Origin of the sequence: Leuconostoc suionicum, assembly GCF_001891125.1 — a bacterium.
Taxonomy (GTDB): Bacteria; Bacillota; Bacilli; order Lactobacillales; family Lactobacillaceae; genus Leuconostoc; species Leuconostoc suionicum.
Map to the genome: position 1 here is coordinate 632,596 of NZ_CP015247.1, position 17,148 is coordinate 649,743.

At 38.2% G+C, this 17,148-nt stretch carries 17 protein-coding genes; 14 read left to right on the top strand and 3 right to left on the bottom strand.

The features are described from left to right. Positions 1 to 10: 10 nt before the first annotated feature. The 5 genes from recX (at position 11) to A6B45_RS03325 (ending at position 3,555) form a co-directional block, all read left to right on the top strand. Entirely contained in the window at positions 11 to 814 is an 804-nt protein-coding gene (gene recX, locus A6B45_RS03305; RefSeq protein ID WP_072613332.1) for a recombination regulator RecX, read from the top strand. 50 nt (positions 815 to 864) lie between these two features. After that, positions 865 to 1,434, top strand: a complete 570-nt coding sequence (gene ntdP / locus A6B45_RS03310; protein ID WP_004164346.1) for a nucleoside tri-diphosphate phosphatase — start codon at positions 865 to 867, stop codon at positions 1,432 to 1,434. Positions 1,435 to 1,541: 107 nt separating this feature from the next. Next, positions 1,542 to 2,225 carry a rhomboid family intramembrane serine protease gene (locus A6B45_RS03315; protein ID WP_072613333.1) on the top strand — a complete coding sequence of 228 codons (684 nt, stop codon included), beginning with the start codon at positions 1,542 to 1,544 and terminating at the stop codon, positions 2,223 to 2,225. Continuing rightward, positions 2,222 to 2,428, top strand: a complete 207-nt coding sequence (locus A6B45_RS03320; RefSeq protein ID WP_011679476.1) for a YqgQ family protein — start codon at positions 2,222 to 2,224, stop codon at positions 2,426 to 2,428. Before A6B45_RS03315 ends, A6B45_RS03320 begins: the two co-directional genes overlap by 4 nt. A 161-nt stretch (positions 2,429 to 2,589) precedes the next feature. After that, a complete protein-coding gene (locus A6B45_RS03325) occupies positions 2,590 to 3,555 on the top strand; it encodes an ROK family glucokinase (protein WP_072613334.1) in 966 nt (321 codons plus the stop codon). A 54-nt stretch (positions 3,556 to 3,609) separates the two neighbouring features. Here the strand turns inward: A6B45_RS03325 and A6B45_RS03330 are convergent, their stop codons facing one another. Further along, the gene (locus A6B45_RS03330) at positions 3,610 to 4,209 is read right to left on the bottom strand and encodes a DsbA family protein (protein ID WP_072613335.1); all 600 of its coding nucleotides are present in this window, start codon (positions 4,207 to 4,209) and stop codon (positions 3,610 to 3,612) included. A gap of 141 nt (positions 4,210 to 4,350) precedes the next feature. Between A6B45_RS03330 and A6B45_RS03335 the strand changes: the two genes are divergently transcribed. The 4 genes from A6B45_RS03335 (at position 4,351) to mgtE (ending at position 8,139) form a co-directional block, all read left to right on the top strand. Then, on the top strand, positions 4,351 to 4,926 hold the full coding sequence (locus A6B45_RS03335) for a GTP pyrophosphokinase (RefSeq protein ID WP_072613336.1): 576 nt from the start codon (positions 4,351 to 4,353) through the stop codon (positions 4,924 to 4,926). Then, positions 4,923 to 5,717, top strand: a complete 795-nt coding sequence (locus tag A6B45_RS03340) for an NAD kinase (RefSeq protein ID WP_072613337.1) — start codon at positions 4,923 to 4,925, stop codon at positions 5,715 to 5,717. Before A6B45_RS03335 ends, A6B45_RS03340 begins: the two co-directional genes overlap by 4 nt. A 154-nt stretch (positions 5,718 to 5,871) precedes the next feature. Further along, the gene (locus tag A6B45_RS03345; protein ID WP_072613338.1) at positions 5,872 to 6,771 is read left to right on the top strand and encodes an RluA family pseudouridine synthase; all 900 of its coding nucleotides are present in this window, start codon (positions 5,872 to 5,874) and stop codon (positions 6,769 to 6,771) included. 3 nt (positions 6,772 to 6,774) lie between these two features. Continuing rightward, positions 6,775 to 8,139: a magnesium transporter gene (gene mgtE, locus A6B45_RS03350; RefSeq protein ID WP_014324474.1), complete on the top strand. Its 1,365-nt coding sequence runs from the start codon at positions 6,775 to 6,777 to the stop codon at positions 8,137 to 8,139. 54 nt (positions 8,140 to 8,193) lie between these two features. Here the strand turns inward: mgtE and A6B45_RS03355 are convergent, their stop codons facing one another. Both A6B45_RS03355 and ade read right to left on the bottom strand, forming a co-directional pair. Further along, complete coding sequence (locus A6B45_RS03355; protein WP_072613339.1) at positions 8,194 to 8,691, bottom strand: hypothetical protein; 498 nt, start codon at positions 8,689 to 8,691, stop codon at positions 8,194 to 8,196. Between the two features lie 4 nt (positions 8,692 to 8,695). Then, positions 8,696 to 10,351, bottom strand: coding sequence for an adenine deaminase (ade, locus tag A6B45_RS03360; RefSeq protein ID WP_072613340.1), 1,656 nt, complete (start codon positions 10,349 to 10,351; stop codon positions 8,696 to 8,698). 208 nt (positions 10,352 to 10,559) lie between these two features. On the opposite strand from ade, the gene glmS reads away from it, so the two are divergent. The 5 genes from glmS to A6B45_RS03385 all read left to right on the top strand — a co-directional run bounded on the left by glmS (position 10,560) and on the right by A6B45_RS03385 (position 17,131). Then, positions 10,560 to 12,365, top strand: a complete 1,806-nt coding sequence (glmS, locus tag A6B45_RS03365) for a glutamine--fructose-6-phosphate transaminase (isomerizing) (RefSeq protein ID WP_072613341.1) — start codon at positions 10,560 to 10,562, stop codon at positions 12,363 to 12,365. A gap of 116 nt (positions 12,366 to 12,481) precedes the next feature. After that, positions 12,482 to 13,261, top strand: coding sequence for an isoprenyl transferase (locus A6B45_RS03370; RefSeq protein WP_072613342.1), 780 nt, complete (start codon positions 12,482 to 12,484; stop codon positions 13,259 to 13,261). Further along, positions 13,261 to 14,055, top strand: coding sequence for a phosphatidate cytidylyltransferase (locus tag A6B45_RS03375; RefSeq protein ID WP_072613343.1), 795 nt, complete (start codon positions 13,261 to 13,263; stop codon positions 14,053 to 14,055). Before A6B45_RS03370 ends, A6B45_RS03375 begins: the two co-directional genes overlap by 1 nt. Positions 14,056 to 14,108: 53 nt before the next feature. Further along, positions 14,109 to 15,362 carry an RIP metalloprotease RseP gene (gene rseP / locus A6B45_RS03380; protein ID WP_072613344.1) on the top strand — a complete coding sequence of 418 codons (1,254 nt, stop codon included), beginning with the start codon at positions 14,109 to 14,111 and terminating at the stop codon, positions 15,360 to 15,362. Positions 15,363 to 15,412: 50 nt separating this feature from the next. Beyond that, positions 15,413 to 17,131, top strand: coding sequence for a proline--tRNA ligase (locus tag A6B45_RS03385; RefSeq protein WP_072613345.1), 1,719 nt, complete (start codon positions 15,413 to 15,415; stop codon positions 17,129 to 17,131). Positions 17,132 to 17,148: the final 17 nt, after the last annotated feature.

Here is a 17,148-nt window from a genome sequence, read left to right on the forward strand (position 1 = left end):
CAATAGAGTTATGAAAAAGATAACTAAAATTTCAATTCAAAAAAAAGCGGGTCGCTATAATATTGATCTAGATAATCAATTCGCTTTTGGTGTGGCAGAAAGTGTTCTCATTAAATTTGGTTTGGCGAAAGGGCGGGAATTAGATGAAGAACTAATTGCAGAAATTAAGCATAATGATTCAATTGCCAAGGCGTTAAGCATTGCTCTTAACTTCCTTAGCCACTCATTGCACACAGTCAAACAAGTGAAACAGAAAATGAGTGAAAAAGAGGTATCTGAAAGTATTCAGGATGAAGTTGTTGCACAATTATATGAACAAAAATATATCGATGATTTAAATTATGCGCAACACTATGTTTCAACAAAAAAAATTATTAGTCCTAAGGGACCCAATGTGATCAAGATGGATTTGAAGCAGGCAGGTGTTAGTGATGATGATATCGAAACAGCTTTATCTGATTATGCTCACGAGGAGCAAATTGAAATTGCAGAGAAACTTGCTTTAAAATCTGCTAATACATACAAAAGAGAATCAACTCGTGCTAAGAAACAAAAAATTGTACAAGCTTTAGCCACAAAAGGGTTCTCTTTTGATATTGCAGAGACTGTTGTTGATAGGGTGATTACAGAAAATGACGATGACATTGAGTTAGAAAATATCAAGCGTCAAGCGGAGAAAAGCTGGCAACGCTACCGTAACGAACTACCAAGTCAAAGGATATATAAAACTAAAAATAGTTTGTATGCGAAAGGTTATAATGCCGAATTAATTAATGTGGTAATTCGTGAGTTAGAAGTATCTGCAGATGATTGAAATGTGGTACAATTAAATAGGAATTCGGTGTTAGAAGAGTAGGTAGCGTTATGAACGTTGATAGACCCAGTCGTGGACCACGAGAAGGTGACTTCATCACGATCAAAAGCTATAAGCATGATGGCTCGTTGCATCGAACTTGGCGCGATACCATGGTACTAAAGACCAGTGAAAATTCTATCATTGGCCTAAACGATCACACTTTGGTAACGGAAGATGATGGTAGACGATGGGTTACCAGAGAACCTGCTATTGTTTATTTCCATAAGAAATATTGGTTTAACATTATTGCGATGATTCGCGATAATGGTGTGTCGTATTATTGTAATTTAGCTTCTCCCTATGTACTCGACAAAGAGGCGCTAAAATATATTGACTACGATTTAGATATTAAAGTTTTTCCTGATGGTGTCAAGCATTTACTGGATGCAGATGAATATGCGGCTCACAGTAAAAAGTGGCACTACCCACCAGAAATCGATAAAATTTTGAAAGCTCATGTCAAAATTTTGGTTGATTGGATAAACGAAGGTTCTGGACCATTCTCACAAGGATATGTTGACGTTTGGTATACACGATATCAATATTTGATGCAACAGCGGTTAAAAGATCGTCGTTGAGAAAAAGCATTCGATTTGTCGAATGCTTTTTCTGATGCATGCGAAGAAGTTAATGGATTTATCACACAACAAAACATAAAAAAACATAATCTGTTAAAATAAAGGTTATGAAGGCATTAAAAGAACAATATCAAACAGCACCGATAACGACAATTATATTTTTAGTAACTACTTTTGTATTCCTAATTGAGCTTGTGTTAAGCCGCGGAACGACGGAAAATAGTGAATTTTTAATTAATATGGGTGCCAAATGGGGACCATATATCCAGTTAAAACATGAATACTGGCGATTGTTAGCACCGGTTTTTCTCCATGCTGGTTTTTTACACATTGTCACTAATATGATCACTTTATGGTTTATTGGACCACTCGTTGAACGAGCATTTGGCAGTGCAAAATTTTTTGGACTATATTTTTTTGGTGGCATTATTGGTAATATTTTTTCATATTTATTCGCGCCATCGAGTGTTTCTGTAGGTGCATCTACAGCACTTTTTGCCATGTTTGGTGGACTGATTTTATATGCCATTCGTTTTAAAGAAGATCCGCAAGTTAAGTCGATGGGAACACTGCTGGGGCTCTTTGTCATTTTGAATTTAGTCACAGGATTTTCATCAACGGATATTGATATATGGGGGCACATCGGCGGCTTAATCGGAGGAATGATGTTTGCGGTAATGTTTGGTTTCTATGGGCGCAGTGGAAAATACGCTATTCAAGCGCGCTTAATCATGGTGGCTATAACAATATTGCTGATTATTTTAACTTTTTGGGCAGGTTTAAGGATATGAAAACATTTTATGATGTATTACAGTATTTAAAGGAATTCGGTGTGTATATTCACGTTGGTAAGCGTCTGTGGGATATTGAATTAGCAGCACTAGAAGTAGATAATCTCTACAAAACTGACATTCTAAATGCAAAAGATTACGCAACAATTAAGTTAATTTTATCACATGAACACACAATGGAAGTCGAAAATCCAAGTGATTGAAAACATTTAATGAAAATGATGAAAACGCTTGCACTATGTAAGCACTTTCTGTTAAAATATGTAAGTAATAAATTTTATGGAGGAAACATGCATTGCGCTGATTAATCATCATATAAGGCAGTTGATTTGTCTTTAGAAATACGCTTTGCACTTTAATAATCATGGCAAAAGATAAACTTATTGGCGTTGATCTTGGTGGTACAACTATCAAGTTTGCAATTTTGACTGATCAAGGTGAAATTCAACAAAAGTGGTCAATTAAAACAAACATTTTGGATGATGGTGCACACATTGTTCCAGATATTGTTGAATCCATTAATCATCATTTAGACTTATACCAATTGGATAAAGAACGTATTATTGGTATTGGTATGGGAACACCAGGAACTGTTAACCGTGAAATGGGTACAGTCACAGGTGCTTTTAACTTAAATTGGAAAACAGAGCAACCTGTCAAGGCAGATATTGAGTCAGGAACTGGATTTACTCTGACAATTGATAACGATGCTAACGCTGCTGCTCTTGGCGAAGCATGGAAGGGCGCTGGTAATAATGATGATGATGTTTCATTCATTACCTTAGGAACTGGTGTCGGTGGTGGATTGTTAGCCAATGGTAAGCTAATCCACGGTACAGTTGGGGCAGGCGGAGAAGTCGGCCACATGATTGTTGAACCTGATGGATACTTGTGCACATGTGGTAATCGTGGCTGCTTAGAACAATATGCTTCAGCTACCGGTGTTGTTCATTTGGCACAAAATATTGCTGAAGAATATGTAGGTAGTTCAAAATTAAAGAAGATGATCGACAATGGTGAAGAAGTCACATCAAAAATTGTCTTTGATTTAGCAAAACAGGGCGACTTTTTGGCAAATAAAGTTGTTGACAAAGTGGCTTACTATTTGGGTTATGCCACAGCTATTATGTCTAATATCTTGAATCCATCAGCTGTTGTTATCGGTGGTGGTGTTGCTGCTGCTGGCGAGTTCTTGCGTGCACGTGTTGAAGAACATTGGACTAAGTTTGCTTTTCCAACAGTCCGTCACTCTACACGTGTCAAGTTAGCAGAGTTGGGTAACGATGCTGGTGTGATTGGCGCGGCGAGTCTAGCTCGAATAACTGCTTAATATAATTACAAATAAAAAACTGCTATCTCGTAGCAGTTTTTTATTTGTAATTATTCATGCTAAATTAACTGATGCTTCTGCACTTTTTTCTGATGCATCATCATCTGATATGTGGGGTAAAAATGCTGGTAGCAAATCATTAACAGAGAAATCAGTCAAAATTTGCGTTTTTAAATCGACTGCATCATCAATTGCTACCGTAGCCTGAATCTTTGGCATCATACCGTGAGCTAGTTGTTGATCTTCTAGTATGGCCTGTATTGTTTCTTTTGAATTACGATTATACAGAAAGTCGGTAATGTTGATACCCACTTTTTTAGCAATATTGATTACTAAGTTACGTGAGTATTTTTGATGACCAATCGTTAGCGCTTCTTGTAGATTAATAAGTAAAGCCCGCGCTTTTTTATTACCTTCAATTTGAGCAGCTTTGAAGTCGAGAGTGAGTCGATAGACTAAGCTGGCTTTGTCTGTTGGTTCATCAGCACATGTTGAATTATCATCTTTAATCATTTGCAAAATTGGTTCATTGATTAAAGGCACAAAAAACAGATGATGTGAACGATGAATTTGTTGACTAATTTTTTGTAGATATTGCTCTGTAATTAAGCAATTATCGGACAGTGGCGTATCGAAATGATATATAGATAGCATGATTGTTCTCCTGAGTTATTAACTTATTCAATATACAAAATATTAGTATAGTCGTCAAGGGTGTACTTGACAAATGATACGCTCATAAATATGTTAAAATAGAATAGTAGTAATTAAAAAAATATAATAAAGGATGACAGTATGAATTGGGATCATTTTTTTATACCATATATTCAAACCGTCTCAGAGCTTAAAGTAAAATTACGTGGTTTGCGTCAGCAATACGAAAAGTCTGGTGAAGATTCACCAATTGAATTTGTAACTGGTCGTGTAAAGTCTCAAGCCTCAATTGAAGAAAAGATAGTTCGTCGACATTTAGATGAAAATCGGTTGGCTCTTGATTTACAAGATATTGCTGGGGTTCGTATTATGACTAAGTATGTTGAAGACATTTATACTGTGGTCGATTTGTTGCGTCAAAGGACGGATTTTCAAATTTTAGAAGAACGTGATTATGTCAGTAATGCTAAACCTTCGGGTTATCGTTCGTATCATATTGTGATTGAATATCCTGTCCAGATGTATACTGGAGAACTAAAGGTATTGGCTGAGATTCAAGTGCGGACAATGGCGATGAATTTTTGGGCTACTGTGGAACACGATTTACGTTATAAGCATGGGGAGTTGAACGAAGATTTAGCAAATCGACTGACTAAGCTATCTGAATCAACTTTTGCTTTAGATCAAGAACTTAGTGAGATAAGAGCAATAGAATGAAAATCGCAATTTTCAATAATCATGCTGAACATAGCGTGATTATTGCCAAAAAATTAATACTGGCAATGAAAAAAAACAATGTCGATATTGATGATAGAAATCCGGATATTGTCGTTTCCGTTGGTGGGGATGGCACGCTTTTGGGCGCTTTTCAAAAGTATGTTGATCAAACAGAAAGCGTACGTTTTGTTGGCCTTCATACAGGCCATTTGGGTTTTTATACGGATTGGTTAAGCACAGAGCTTGACCAGTTTGTTGATAGTTTAATCCATGATAACGGACAAAAAGTTAGTTACCCACTACTCGAACTGACTGTTGTGAGAACTAGTGGTGAATCTTACAAGTTTTTAGCGCTTAATGAAGCGGTTATAAAGCAACCTATTGGCACTTTAGTTGCCGATATATATTTAGGTGGCCACGCTTTTGAGCGTTTTCGTGGAGATGGTATTGCTGTTGCAACGCCAACTGGATCAACAGCTTATAATAAGGCTAATGGTGGTGCAGTACTGCATCCGAGCTTGACAGCAATTCAAATGTCTGAAATAGCCTCAATTAATAACCGAGTATTTCGAACATTGGGTTCACCGCTAATTGTGCCACAAGATCAAGAAATTGTTATGAAGCCAAAAAGCGATCATTTTTTGGTCATGTATGACCAAGAAGAAATTAAGGGGCACAATATTACTGAACTACGCTTTAAGGTCTCCGAAAAAAGCGTCCATTTTGCTCAATATCGGCATGTGGATTTTTGGCGACGTGTACAGAATGCCTTTATCAGTGAAATTGAATAAATTAAAAAGCTAATTACTGTCTCGAGGGACAGGATTTTTTATACATAAATTTGAGAGGAAATTTAGTAATAGTTTGTTCCAGGGCGGTGCAAGCTAAATATTATATAATGCGAATATTGTAGTATATAATTTAAGTTATTGAATAAGATTAAACATGAAATTTACTTGGAAATATAGTGGTGATGAACAGCGTAAAGTGCGCACTTTTTTGCAAAATCATGGCGTTTCGCATAGAATGTTTAGCCAAATGAAGCATAATGGCGGCGCAATCTTGGTAAATGAAAAACCAGTTTATACATCCGATTATTTGACGAATGGTGACATCGTTACGATTGTTATGCCTACAGAAAAAAGTAATGACTTGGTTGTACCAGATTATAAACCATTAGACATTATATTTGAAAATGAACATTGGCTAGTTGTTGATAAACCATACGGTATAACAACGGTTCCAGGACATGCTGATCGTTTGCATACTTTGGTCAATCAAGTTAAAGGACACCTTGAAACAATTAAGGCTGATGATTTAGTTCCTCATGTTGTTACTCGCCTTGATCGTGACACATCAGGAATTGTCTTATTAGCCAAGCATAGATTTGCCCATGCAGTTTTGGATCAACAATTACAAAACCATACGGTTGAAAAATTTTATTTAGCTTATCCGTCAGGTATTTTACCGGATGACCATGGCGATATTAATGCACCGATTGGTCGCATGGATGGGGATTTTATCAAAAGAGAAGTCCGTGATGATGGCAAACCATCTCGCACAGAATATTGGGTCGAACGTCGTTATGAAGATGATGAACAAAATATGACTCGTGTGAAAGTACAATTGCATACAGGACGAACACACCAAATCCGTGTTCATTTTGCCAATATAGGGCATCCTTTGGTAGGGGATACTTTGTATGGTGGACCAGCATGGCATGGATTACAAAGACAAGCATTGCATGCTTATCACATGAAATTCTATGATCCCTTCATTGAGGAATACCGAGAATTTAATACGCCTTTACCAGATGATTTAAAAACTTTGAGAGATATAGAGTAAACAGTGGAAGAAAAATCAGAACAATTACATCAAAATATCGCTCATCTTTCCGATTTATTGCATTCAGGACAAGATGAGGCCTTTGTGACGTCATTCAACGCGCTACACGACTTTGAAATGGGACAAGTGTATAGTGGATTACCGGAACAATTACGTGCAGTAGCATGGCGATTGCTTGACAATGAAACATTAGCGACTGTTTTTGATAATATAGATGTTGATGATGAAGATATTGATGACTTATTGCAAGAAATGCCCCCTCAAAAAGCTGTTCAAATTTTGCGCAATATGTATGCCGATAACGAGGTCGATCTTCTCCAGGAAATGCCAACACGATTAGTTGCAACCTATTTAAGCTTGATGCCAAAAGATGAGGCTGAAGATATTCGCAAGCTGATCAATTACGAGGAGCAAACTGCTGGTTCATTAATGTCAATTGAGTACTTGGCAGTTGAGGCAGATTTGCGTGTTGATGAAGTGATGCGTTTAGTTAAGCAACAAGCACTTGAAGCTGAGGCGATCAACTACGTTTATGTATTAGATAAACAAGAACGGCTAGTTGGTGTTATTTCTCTTCGTGATTTGTTAACACATCCTGATGACATGTTAGTTTCGGAAATTACGAAAGACAGAATTATCAGTGTTAAAGCTGGTGATGATCAGCAAGACGTTGCACAAATTGTGGCTGACTATAACTTCATATCCATTCCAGTTACAGATGATAATGACCGATTATTAGGTGTCATTACAGTTGATGATATCGTGGATGTTATTGATGAAGAGGCTGTTGAAGATTATTCCGGATTGGCCGCCGTCAACGTTAGTCAAACAGATGATACAGCATGGCATTCAGCGATTAAACGTATTCCTTGGTTGATTGCACTTCTTTTATTAGGAATGTCAACGGCTACACTGATTAGTTCATTTGATGGTCTGGTACGAAAAGCGTCAATATTGGCTGTGTTTATTTCTCTGATTACTGGTACAGCTGGTAATGCTGGGACGCAAGCATTAGCGTTGGCTGTCCGGCGCTTAGCTGTAGGAAGTAATAATAGTGCTGTCAAAAATTTCTTGAGTGAAATTCTTGCGGGGTTTTTAGTAGGGACAGCAACGGGTTTCTCAGTTTTTCTAATTGTTACTTTTTGGAAGCATAATTATCAACTGGGTCTTGCAGTGGGTATCGCGATGGCAATTGCCATTATGGTAGCCAACCTAGCGGGGTACTTGATTCCCGTACTTATTGATAAATTAGGCATGGATCCGGCGGTAGCAAGTGGCCCATTTATTACAACTTTATCAGATTTAACTTCAGTTCTAATTTATTTTAATATTGCACAATTATTTATTTCACATTTTACCGGCGCGTAAAACTAAAACACGCGAAAAAAGCAATAGCGGTTCTCATCGCTATTGCTTTTTTGTTTATATGATTTTAAATATTGGTTTGATTTGCTTCGCGAAGCTACCATCAGGGTCATTGACAAATGAAGCGTAGTCTTGCCAATATTTGTCTGATAAAATAATTGGTTCAGCAATATTGTCGGGGATGTATTGGCGAGGAATCGCACCATCCTCTGTAACGGGGCCATCATAACTGTTGATGAAGTCTTGCATTTTTTTCTCAATTACAAGTGCTTGTGGACCAAACCAATTATATGGCTCTCGATGGATATTACTTTCATTAATATCAAATAATTCATCACGATTAATCACTGTAAATGGATGAACCAAAGTAATAAATTTAACTTGACCAGTGTCACTGACTTCGGCTAATGCGCCTGCCATTTCAGACGGCAGGTTTGGTTGTTGATGCGCTGTTGATGCTAGAAGTAGTTGGCCTGCATACGAAATATCTAAAGTTATGGGTTGCCCAATGATCATTGTTAATAATTTTTCTGGGGGAATACTTAATGCTCTCATTTTTTTAATCCTGTACTGTGATGAAATCAAATTTTTCGAAATCGAATAGGCCTTGATCGGTAATCTTCAAACTTGGAATGACCGGTAATGCCATGAATGACAAAGTTAAAAATGGATCAAATGGCACGTCGCTGATTTCTGAGAAAGCTTGTAATAATTGCTGATTAGTTTTGATGACATTTTCAAATGGTTGGTCTGACATTAAACCGCCAATTGGTAGTGGTAGGGTCGTGATTTTACCATGGTTAACGACGACTTGGCCACCGCCAATTTCATGCAGCGTATCTGCCGCTAAAATCATGTCGTCATCGTTTACGCCTGCTACAATCACGTTATGGGAATCATGAGCAATAGTTGAAGCAATCGCACCGTCGCGCATGTTAAATCCTTTGATGATACCGACACCATGGCCGAGATTGTGATAACGTTCTGCAACTACAATTTTAGCGAAAGTTTCGTTTGCAACGAACTGTCCTTGTTCAACGGGGACTTCTTCCACAGTGTGCTCGGTGGTGATGTGGTGAGGTGTGATATTGATAATATGCGCTGGTTTATCAGATTGGAGAGGTAAGGCGATATCGGATTTAGTTAATGAGAAGTTTAATGATTGGTTAGCTAACGGTGTGACAGTTGATTGATTGTCTTTATACCAATGACCACCAATCATGACCTTTGGTGTCTTCAAATGTGCTAGATCATCGAATACTGCTAGATCAGCCACAAATCCATTTGTTAATGCGCCGGTGTTTTGTAACTTATGCGCTTGAGCGGCATTATATGTTGCTATCGTAAAGGCAATTGCTGGGTCCATACCATTTTCAATAGCAAGTTTCACGCTATAATCAATGGAACCTTCGCTTTGGATGTCGTTAGCTGTTTTGTCATCTGTGGCAAAAGAAAAGTGTGATTGATTGGCAATCGTAATTGCCGGTAGTATTGCTTTTTCATCACGCTCAACCGTTCCTTCGCGAACAAATATGGAGAAACCAGCATTTAAACGCTCTAATGCTTCTTTAGCATTCTCACTTTCGTGATCGGTGTCAATGCCAACTTTTCGATAAACTGCAAGTTGCTCCGGAGTTAAACCGGCAGCATGCCCGTCAACATGTCGACCAGCATCTTCAGCATCTCTAATTTTTTGTAACATATCGGGATCAAGATTTGCTACAGCAGGAAAATCCATAACTTCTGCTAATCCGTTGACTTCCGGTACGCTATAGAATGGCTTTAAAGCATCAGCGTGAAGCGTGGCTCCAGCATGTTCAAAAGGTGTAGCGGGTACTGAAGAGGGTAACATGTAATGAATATTTAGCGGTGTTTGTTTAGCATCTTCCAACATATATTGGATGCCAGACACACCAGCTACACTGGCAATTTCGTGGGGATCTGCAAATATTCGTGTAATGCCATGTGGAATAACCAGTTTTCCGAATTCACTGGGCGTGAGTAATGAACTTTCAATATGCAAATGGGAATCTATCAACCCAGGAACAATATATCCGTCACCAGCATCAAAGGTATTTTTAGCTGTCAAGTCACTTCGTTTTCCGCGGTATAAAATTTGATTATCGTTAATCCATAATTCTGTATCGTCAAATTTTAAATTAAATACATCTAGAATTTTGGCATTTTTGATGTGCCATGTAACGAGTTTTGTCACAATATGTCTCACCTTCAATTTTTTTATATGATACCATAAACTCATATTTTATAGAAGAAATATTCTAAATAATAATATTGTACCAATCACTTTTTATAAGGTATACCAATAAATTAAGAGTTGTTTGACAATGGCTTTTAAGCTGTGTAAAATAACACTTGTGAACAAAATAAAAAATAAAACCATTTTTGAAAGTAGGACTATATAAATGTGTGGAATTGTTGGATTTACTAGTTTTAATCAAGTGTTACCAACTTTGTTAAAAGGTCTAGAAAAGCTAGAGTATCGTGGTTATGATTCCGCTGGCGTGTATGTAAATGATGGTGACCAAGGAGACTATTTGGTCAAGGAAACAGGCCGTGTAGCTGATTTAGAACGTGCTACGGAAGACAAGAATATCAGGGGTACTTCGGGTATTGCTCACACGCGTTGGGCAACTCACGGTGGCGTATCTGTTGAAAATGCGCATCCCCATGCTTCAGAAGATGGACGTTTCTATTTAGCACACAACGGTGTAATTGAAAATTACGACGAATTACGCGATACATATTTGCAAGGTGTAAAACTACATTCTCAGACAGATACTGAAGTTGCTGTCCAATTGATAGATAAGTTTGCAAAAGAAGAGAATTTGTCAGCAGTTGACGCTTTTAAGAAAATGATTGCTTTACTAGACGGCAATTCAGCATACGCGTTCTTGTTGATGGATCGCCAAGAACCTGGTGTTATGTATACTGCTAAAAAGAAAAGTCCTTTACTGATTGGTGTTTCAGATCAAGGAAATGTGGTGACATCCGACGCTGCTGCTATGTTAGATGTAACCCATGACTTTATCGAATTGATGGATGATGAAGTTGCGATTGTTGAGAAAGATAAAGTGACCTTATTCAATGCGCAAGGAGAACCAATTACACGGTTACCATTCCATCTCGATATTGATGCTGCAGAAACAGATAAAGGTGTTTATCCATACTACATGCTTAAAGAAGTGGATGAGCAAGCAATTGTTACTCGCACACTTTCTCAATATTATTTTGATGATGAGAATAATATTCAAAATATCGATACCAAAATTATTGATGCAATGAAGGCGGCTGATCGCTTATATATTGTTGCTGCGGGAACATCTTATCATGCCGGATTAGTTGGCAAACGGTATTTTGAACAATGGGCTAAGATTCCGACTGAAGTTCATATTTCTTCAGAATTTGCTTATGATCAACCAATGCTCAGCCAAAAACCATTTTTTATTTTCTTAAGCCAATCAGGTGAGACGGCTGACTCTCGTGAAGTTTTGGATAACATTACGAAACAAGGCTATCCAACCTTGACTATTGCTAATGTTATGAATTCAACATTAACACGAGAAGCTGACTTCGCATTACCTCTACTCGCCGGACCGGAAATAGCGGTTGCTTCTACCAAAGCATACACGGCTCAAATAAGTGTTGAAGCTATTTTAGCTCACGCTATTGGTCATTCAGAATTGGATTTGAAGCTTGAATTGGCGAAAGTAGCTGTTGAAATGCAAGTGATCATTGATCAAAAAGAAGATTTTAAAGCAATAGCAGAAAGCGCATTATCTGGACAGCGCTCAGCATTTTATATCGGACGTGGCCTAGATGCTGCCGTAGCTGTTGAGGCGGCGCTCAAATTAAAAGAAATTTCTTACATCCAAACGGAAGGGTTTGCAGCTGGAGAACTAAAGCATGGTACGATCTCACTTATTGAAGAAGGTACACCAGTTTTTGCACTCCTTACACAAGCGAAGACAGCTGGATTAGTTCGAGGTGAGATTGCACAAGTTGCCGCACGTGGTGCTAATACAATTGTTATAGCAACCAAAGAACTGGCTAAAGCAGGCGACGCCTATATTTTGCCGGAAGTTAATGAGTTACTGATGCCATTATTGGAAGTGATTCCAGCTCAATTAATAGCCTATTATGCAACTCTAGATAGAGGATTGGATGTTGATCGACCTCGAAATTTGGCAAAGAGTGTAACAGTTCAATAAAATATAAAAATCGATAGAAATATTCTTATCGATTTTTTTGTACGCAGCGTTTCATTCTGGTAAAATGTACTAGATACCATTATGCAAAAAAATATTGCATACGAAGGAGGAGCGTTTTGGCGCTTTTTAAAACAAAAGAGAACACCGTTTACGATACTACGCAACTTAAAATTCCAGAGCATATTGCAATTATTATGGATGGTAATGGTCGATGGGCAAAGAAGCGCTTGATGCCAAGAGCTGCGGGACATAAAGCTGGCATGAATACAGTAAAGCGCATTGCGTCTGCAGCAAGTGATATGGGCGTTAAAGTCTTGACACTATACGTATTTTCTACGGAAAATTGGTCACGCCCTAATGATGAGGTCAACTTTCTAATGCAGCTGCCGATCGCTTTTTTTAATGATTTCGTACCTGATTTGATTAAAAATAACATTCGAGTTTCTGTTACTGGAAATGTTGATGCGTTACCAGTAGCTACTCAAGATGCCGTTAACAGAGCAATTGAAGAAACTGCCAGCGGTACCGGCATGGTTTTAAACTTTGCAATGAATTATGGCGGACAAGTTGAAATCGTTGGTGCCACAAAAAAAATAGCCGAAGAAGTGGCCAAGGGTCATTTGTCACCGGATGATATTAATTCGGAAGTTTTCTCTGCTGCCTTACAGACAGCACACTTGGGAGACTTGGCTACACCAGACTTGATGATTAGAACCTCTGGTGAATTGCGCTTGAGTAATTTTTTGCCATATCAAGCCGCTTACGCAGAACTATATTTTACTGATGTTCTATGGCCTGACTATTCTTCGGATGATCTCATGGCAGCCATACAATCTTATACAAAACGAGATCGACGATTTGGCGGTCTCAATGATGAAAGTGAGAAACAAGCTTAATGAAAACACGTGTTATTACAGCAATCGTTGCTTTAATTATCTTTGTGCCATTGTTAGTAATTGGTGGTACGCCTCTTTTAATTTTGACGTTAGCCATGGCTGTTGTTGCTATGGGCGAGATACTACGTATGAAACATCGTTTTTTCGTATCTGCGGAAGCATTGCTGAGCTTTGTTGGTGTTATTGTAATTGCACTACCGAAAGCGACTTGGCAGAATATGCCCTTTAATCTTAATGGAAGCGTCATTTTTTATATTATTGTCTTCTTACTTTTGTTGCATACTGTTTTGAGTCGTAATCATTTTAATTTTGATGATGCAGGAACACTGGCGCTGACGATTGTATATGTTGGTACAGGATTTCATTACTTTTTTCAAGCAGATAGTAAAGGAATTGCTACGGTCATGTTCGGTATGCTGATTGTATGGATCACTGATTCAGGTGCGTATATGGTTGGTCGTGCCATTGGGAAAAATAAGTTGGCTCCTAAAATCAGCCCCAATAAAACTTGGGAAGGTTCTATTGGTGGTAGCATGGTAGCTATTATTGTTATTCCGGCATTGTTTACCATTTTCCATTGGTTGCCAGATTATAATTTTATCGAGTTGCTGGCATTTACGGCTATTTTGTCAATTGCTGGTCAGTTAGGTGACTTAATTGAATCCGGTTTCAAACGTCATTATGGTGTGAAAGATTCGGGTAATATTTTGCCTGGACATGGTGGCATATTAGACCGTTTTGATTCAATGTTAATCGTTATGCCTATGATGGCCGTATTGGGTATACTCAATTAAAAATGATTTTGCAAGAATGTTAGATTTCTTCAAATCAAGTAGGTGCTAAATTTATGAATGTTACATCAATTATTGCTTTTATATTTGTGTTTGGCGTGCTCGTTACAGTGCATGAATTTGGACATTTTTTTGTCGCGAAAAAATCTGGTGTATTAGTTCGTGAATTTGCAATCGGAATGGGACCAAAACTGCTCAGTTGGAATCGAAATCATACAGCCTATACTATTCGCATACTACCTGTAGGTGGATATGTTCGCATGGCTGGGATGGATGAAGAACCCGATCTGGATGCAGGTCAACGACTACGTTTGACTTTTAATGAACAAGGAAAAGTCACAAAAATAGATACACAAATAGATGAGGCTGGGATTGGTGTGCCTTTCCAAGTTGATTCATTCGATTTAAGTGATGCTTTAACCCTGACGGGATATTCAGACAATGCCACAGAAATGACGACTGTACATGTCGATCATGATGCAACGATTATTGAGGAAAATGGTGTTGAGGTTCAGGTTGCACCACGAGATGTGTGGCTACAAAGCGCCAAAGTATGGAAACGTGCGTTAATTAATATTGCTGGTCCAGTTATGAACTTTATATTAGCCCTAGTTATTTTTTCAGGAGTAGGGTTTGCCATCGCTAGTGTGGGTTTGAATGAACCTATTATTGGCACCGTTCAAAAAAATATGCCGGCTTATCAAGCTGGCCTAAAATCTGGCGATAAAATCACACAAATTGATACGGTCAAAACGACTACTTGGGATCAAATTGCCAATGCTATTGGTAATTCTAAGAAAAATCAGCTGAATATCACAGTGTCACGCAATGGTCACAAAAAGCAGGTTGAAGTGAGACCAAAAACTGTTAAAATAAATGGTGTGCAGACTAAACAAATTGGTATCATCGAAAAAAAACATACTGATACCATTTCACGTCTAAAATATGGTTTAATAAATACTGGTGCGACAATTGGCCAAATATGGCATGCTTTAAGCCATCTATTTACTGGTGGCTTTAGCTTAGATAAGCTTGGTGGCCCTGTATCTATTGCTAAAACAACTTCATCTGTAGCAAAAACAGGATTCTTAAACATATTAATATTTATGGCTATGCTATCACTTAATTTGGGTATTATGAATCTAATTCCAATTCCAGCATTGGATGGCGGTAAACTCATTTTAAATTTATTGGAGGGCATATTGCGTCGACCTTTGCCACAATCATTTGAAAACGCTGTAACTATCGTTGGCGCTGTATTTATGATTATTTTAATGATCGCCGTCACTATAAACGATATTTTAAGATAAAAACTGGTGCTAATGGCACCGTACATAACAACAAAACATAAGGGGAATTCATGAAACAGTCGAAATTATTAATGCCAACATTGCGGGACATTCCAGCAGAGGCTGAAGTAAAAAGCCATCAACTCTTGCTAAAAGCAGGGTATATTCGCCCAATTGCAGCGGGAATGTTTTCATATTTACCACTAGCAAAACGAGTTTTAAATAAAATTGAAACAATTATTCGTGAAGAGATGGATAAGATTGAGGCCAACGAAATGTTGGTACCTGAAGTCTTACCAGCCGAGCTATGGCAACGTTCTGGTCGTTATGAAACATACGGACCAGCTTTATATAAGTTTAAAAATCGTCAAGATCGCGATTTTATTTTGGGCCCCACGCACGAAGAAACTTTTACGCAATTAATTGCTGATGAAATTAAGTCATACAAGAAATTACCGTTAACTGTTTATCAAATTCAGGCAAAGTTCCGTGATGAAAACCGACCACGTTTCGGCCTATTACGCACTCGTGAATTTATTATGAAAGACGCTTACTCATTTAGTGCTGATCAAGAGGGGTTGGATGAGGCATTTCATAATATGGAAGAAGCCTACACCAATATCTTTGATCGACTGGGGCTCGAGTATCGTGCAATAGTTGGCGATGCTGGTGCTATGGGTGGATCAGACTCTAAAGAATTTTCGGCACCTGCTGCAGCTGGTGAAGATACGATTGCATATTCTGATGCAACAGATTATGCGGCTAATCTTGAAATGGCTAAAGACTTCTACGAACGTCAATCTGCAACAGGTGAACAGTTGGCGCTTGAAAAGATTTCAACCCCTGACGAAAAAACAATTGATGATGTTGCCACATTTTTGGATAAGCCAAAGAATGAATTGGTGAAGACGATTATGTTCGTTGCAGATGACGAATTGGTTGCTGTTGTGACAACTGGCGATTTTGAAGTCAATGAAGTTAAGGTTCAGAATTATTTACATGCTGATTCGTTGGTTATGGCTGAAGAAGCGGATGTTCGTAAAGCGGTTGGTGCCGGATTTGGTTCATTGGGACCAATTGGATTACCAGAAGAAGTTAAACTTCTAGTTGATGAGAGAGCGGCTGATCTAGCTAATTTTGCAGCTGGTGCTAATGAAGACGGGATGCATTATGTCAATATTAACTGGAATCGTGATGTTGACTTACTCGCGGAAAATGTTAGTGATTTCCGTACAGCACGTGAGGGTGATTTATCCATAGATGGTAAGGGTAAATTACAGTTTACTTCAGGTATTGAAATTGGTCATATTTTTAAACTTGGTACACGCTACTCGAAAGCCTTAGGCGCACAAGTTCTGGATAATAATGGACGACAAACTGATGTCATCATGGGATCATATGGTATTGGTGTGTCACGTTTATTGAGTGCTATTGCCGAACAAAAGGCTGATGAAGATGGTTTAGTTTGGCCTGCTAGCGTAGCACCATTTGACATTCATATTGTTCCAATTAACATGAAAGATGAAGACCAAGCTCGTGTGGCTGAACAGTTAGAGACATTGTTGGTAGCGCAAGGCATGGAAGTACTAGTTGACGATCGTAAAGAACGAGCTGGAGTTAAGTTTGCTGATGCGGACTTGATTGGCCTACCAATCCGTATTACAGTCGGTAAAAAGGCTGACGAAGATGTTGTAGAAGTCAAAGTTCGAGCAAGCAATACAAACATTGAGATGCGAGTAAGCGAAGTCGTAGATTCTGTCTCAGTATTGCTAAATGCGTCAGAAAAATAAGTATATTTAAAATTGCC

What these genes read in the sequence shown, in the direction of transcription:
- recX (WP_072613332.1), top strand. Translation starts at nt 11, where the DNA reads ATGAAAAAGATAACTAAAATTTCAATTCAAAAAAAAGCGGGTCGCTAT.
- ntdP (WP_004164346.1), top strand. Translation starts at nt 865, where the DNA reads ATGAACGTTGATAGACCCAGTCGTGGACCACGAGAAGGTGACTTCATC.
- A6B45_RS03315 (WP_072613333.1), top strand. Translation starts at nt 1,542, where the DNA reads ATGAAGGCATTAAAAGAACAATATCAAACAGCACCGATAACGACAATT.
- A6B45_RS03320 (WP_011679476.1), top strand. Translation starts at nt 2,222, where the DNA reads ATGAAAACATTTTATGATGTATTACAGTATTTAAAGGAATTCGGTGTG.
- A6B45_RS03325 (WP_072613334.1), top strand. Translation starts at nt 2,590, where the DNA reads ATGGCAAAAGATAAACTTATTGGCGTTGATCTTGGTGGTACAACTATC.
- A6B45_RS03330 (WP_072613335.1), bottom strand. Translation starts at nt 4,209, where the DNA reads ATGCTATCTATATATCATTTCGATACGCCACTGTCCGATAATTGCTTA.
- A6B45_RS03335 (WP_072613336.1), top strand. Translation starts at nt 4,351, where the DNA reads ATGAATTGGGATCATTTTTTTATACCATATATTCAAACCGTCTCAGAG.
- A6B45_RS03340 (WP_072613337.1), top strand. Translation starts at nt 4,923, where the DNA reads ATGAAAATCGCAATTTTCAATAATCATGCTGAACATAGCGTGATTATT.
- A6B45_RS03345 (WP_072613338.1), top strand. Translation starts at nt 5,872, where the DNA reads ATGAAATTTACTTGGAAATATAGTGGTGATGAACAGCGTAAAGTGCGC.
- A6B45_RS03355 (WP_072613339.1), bottom strand. Translation starts at nt 8,691, where the DNA reads ATGAGAGCATTAAGTATTCCCCCAGAAAAATTATTAACAATGATCATT.
- glmS (WP_072613341.1), top strand. Translation starts at nt 10,560, where the DNA reads ATGTGTGGAATTGTTGGATTTACTAGTTTTAATCAAGTGTTACCAACT.
- A6B45_RS03375 (WP_072613343.1), top strand. Translation starts at nt 13,261, where the DNA reads ATGAAAACACGTGTTATTACAGCAATCGTTGCTTTAATTATCTTTGTG.
- rseP (WP_072613344.1), top strand. Translation starts at nt 14,109, where the DNA reads ATGAATGTTACATCAATTATTGCTTTTATATTTGTGTTTGGCGTGCTC.
- A6B45_RS03385 (WP_072613345.1), top strand. Translation starts at nt 15,413, where the DNA reads ATGAAACAGTCGAAATTATTAATGCCAACATTGCGGGACATTCCAGCA.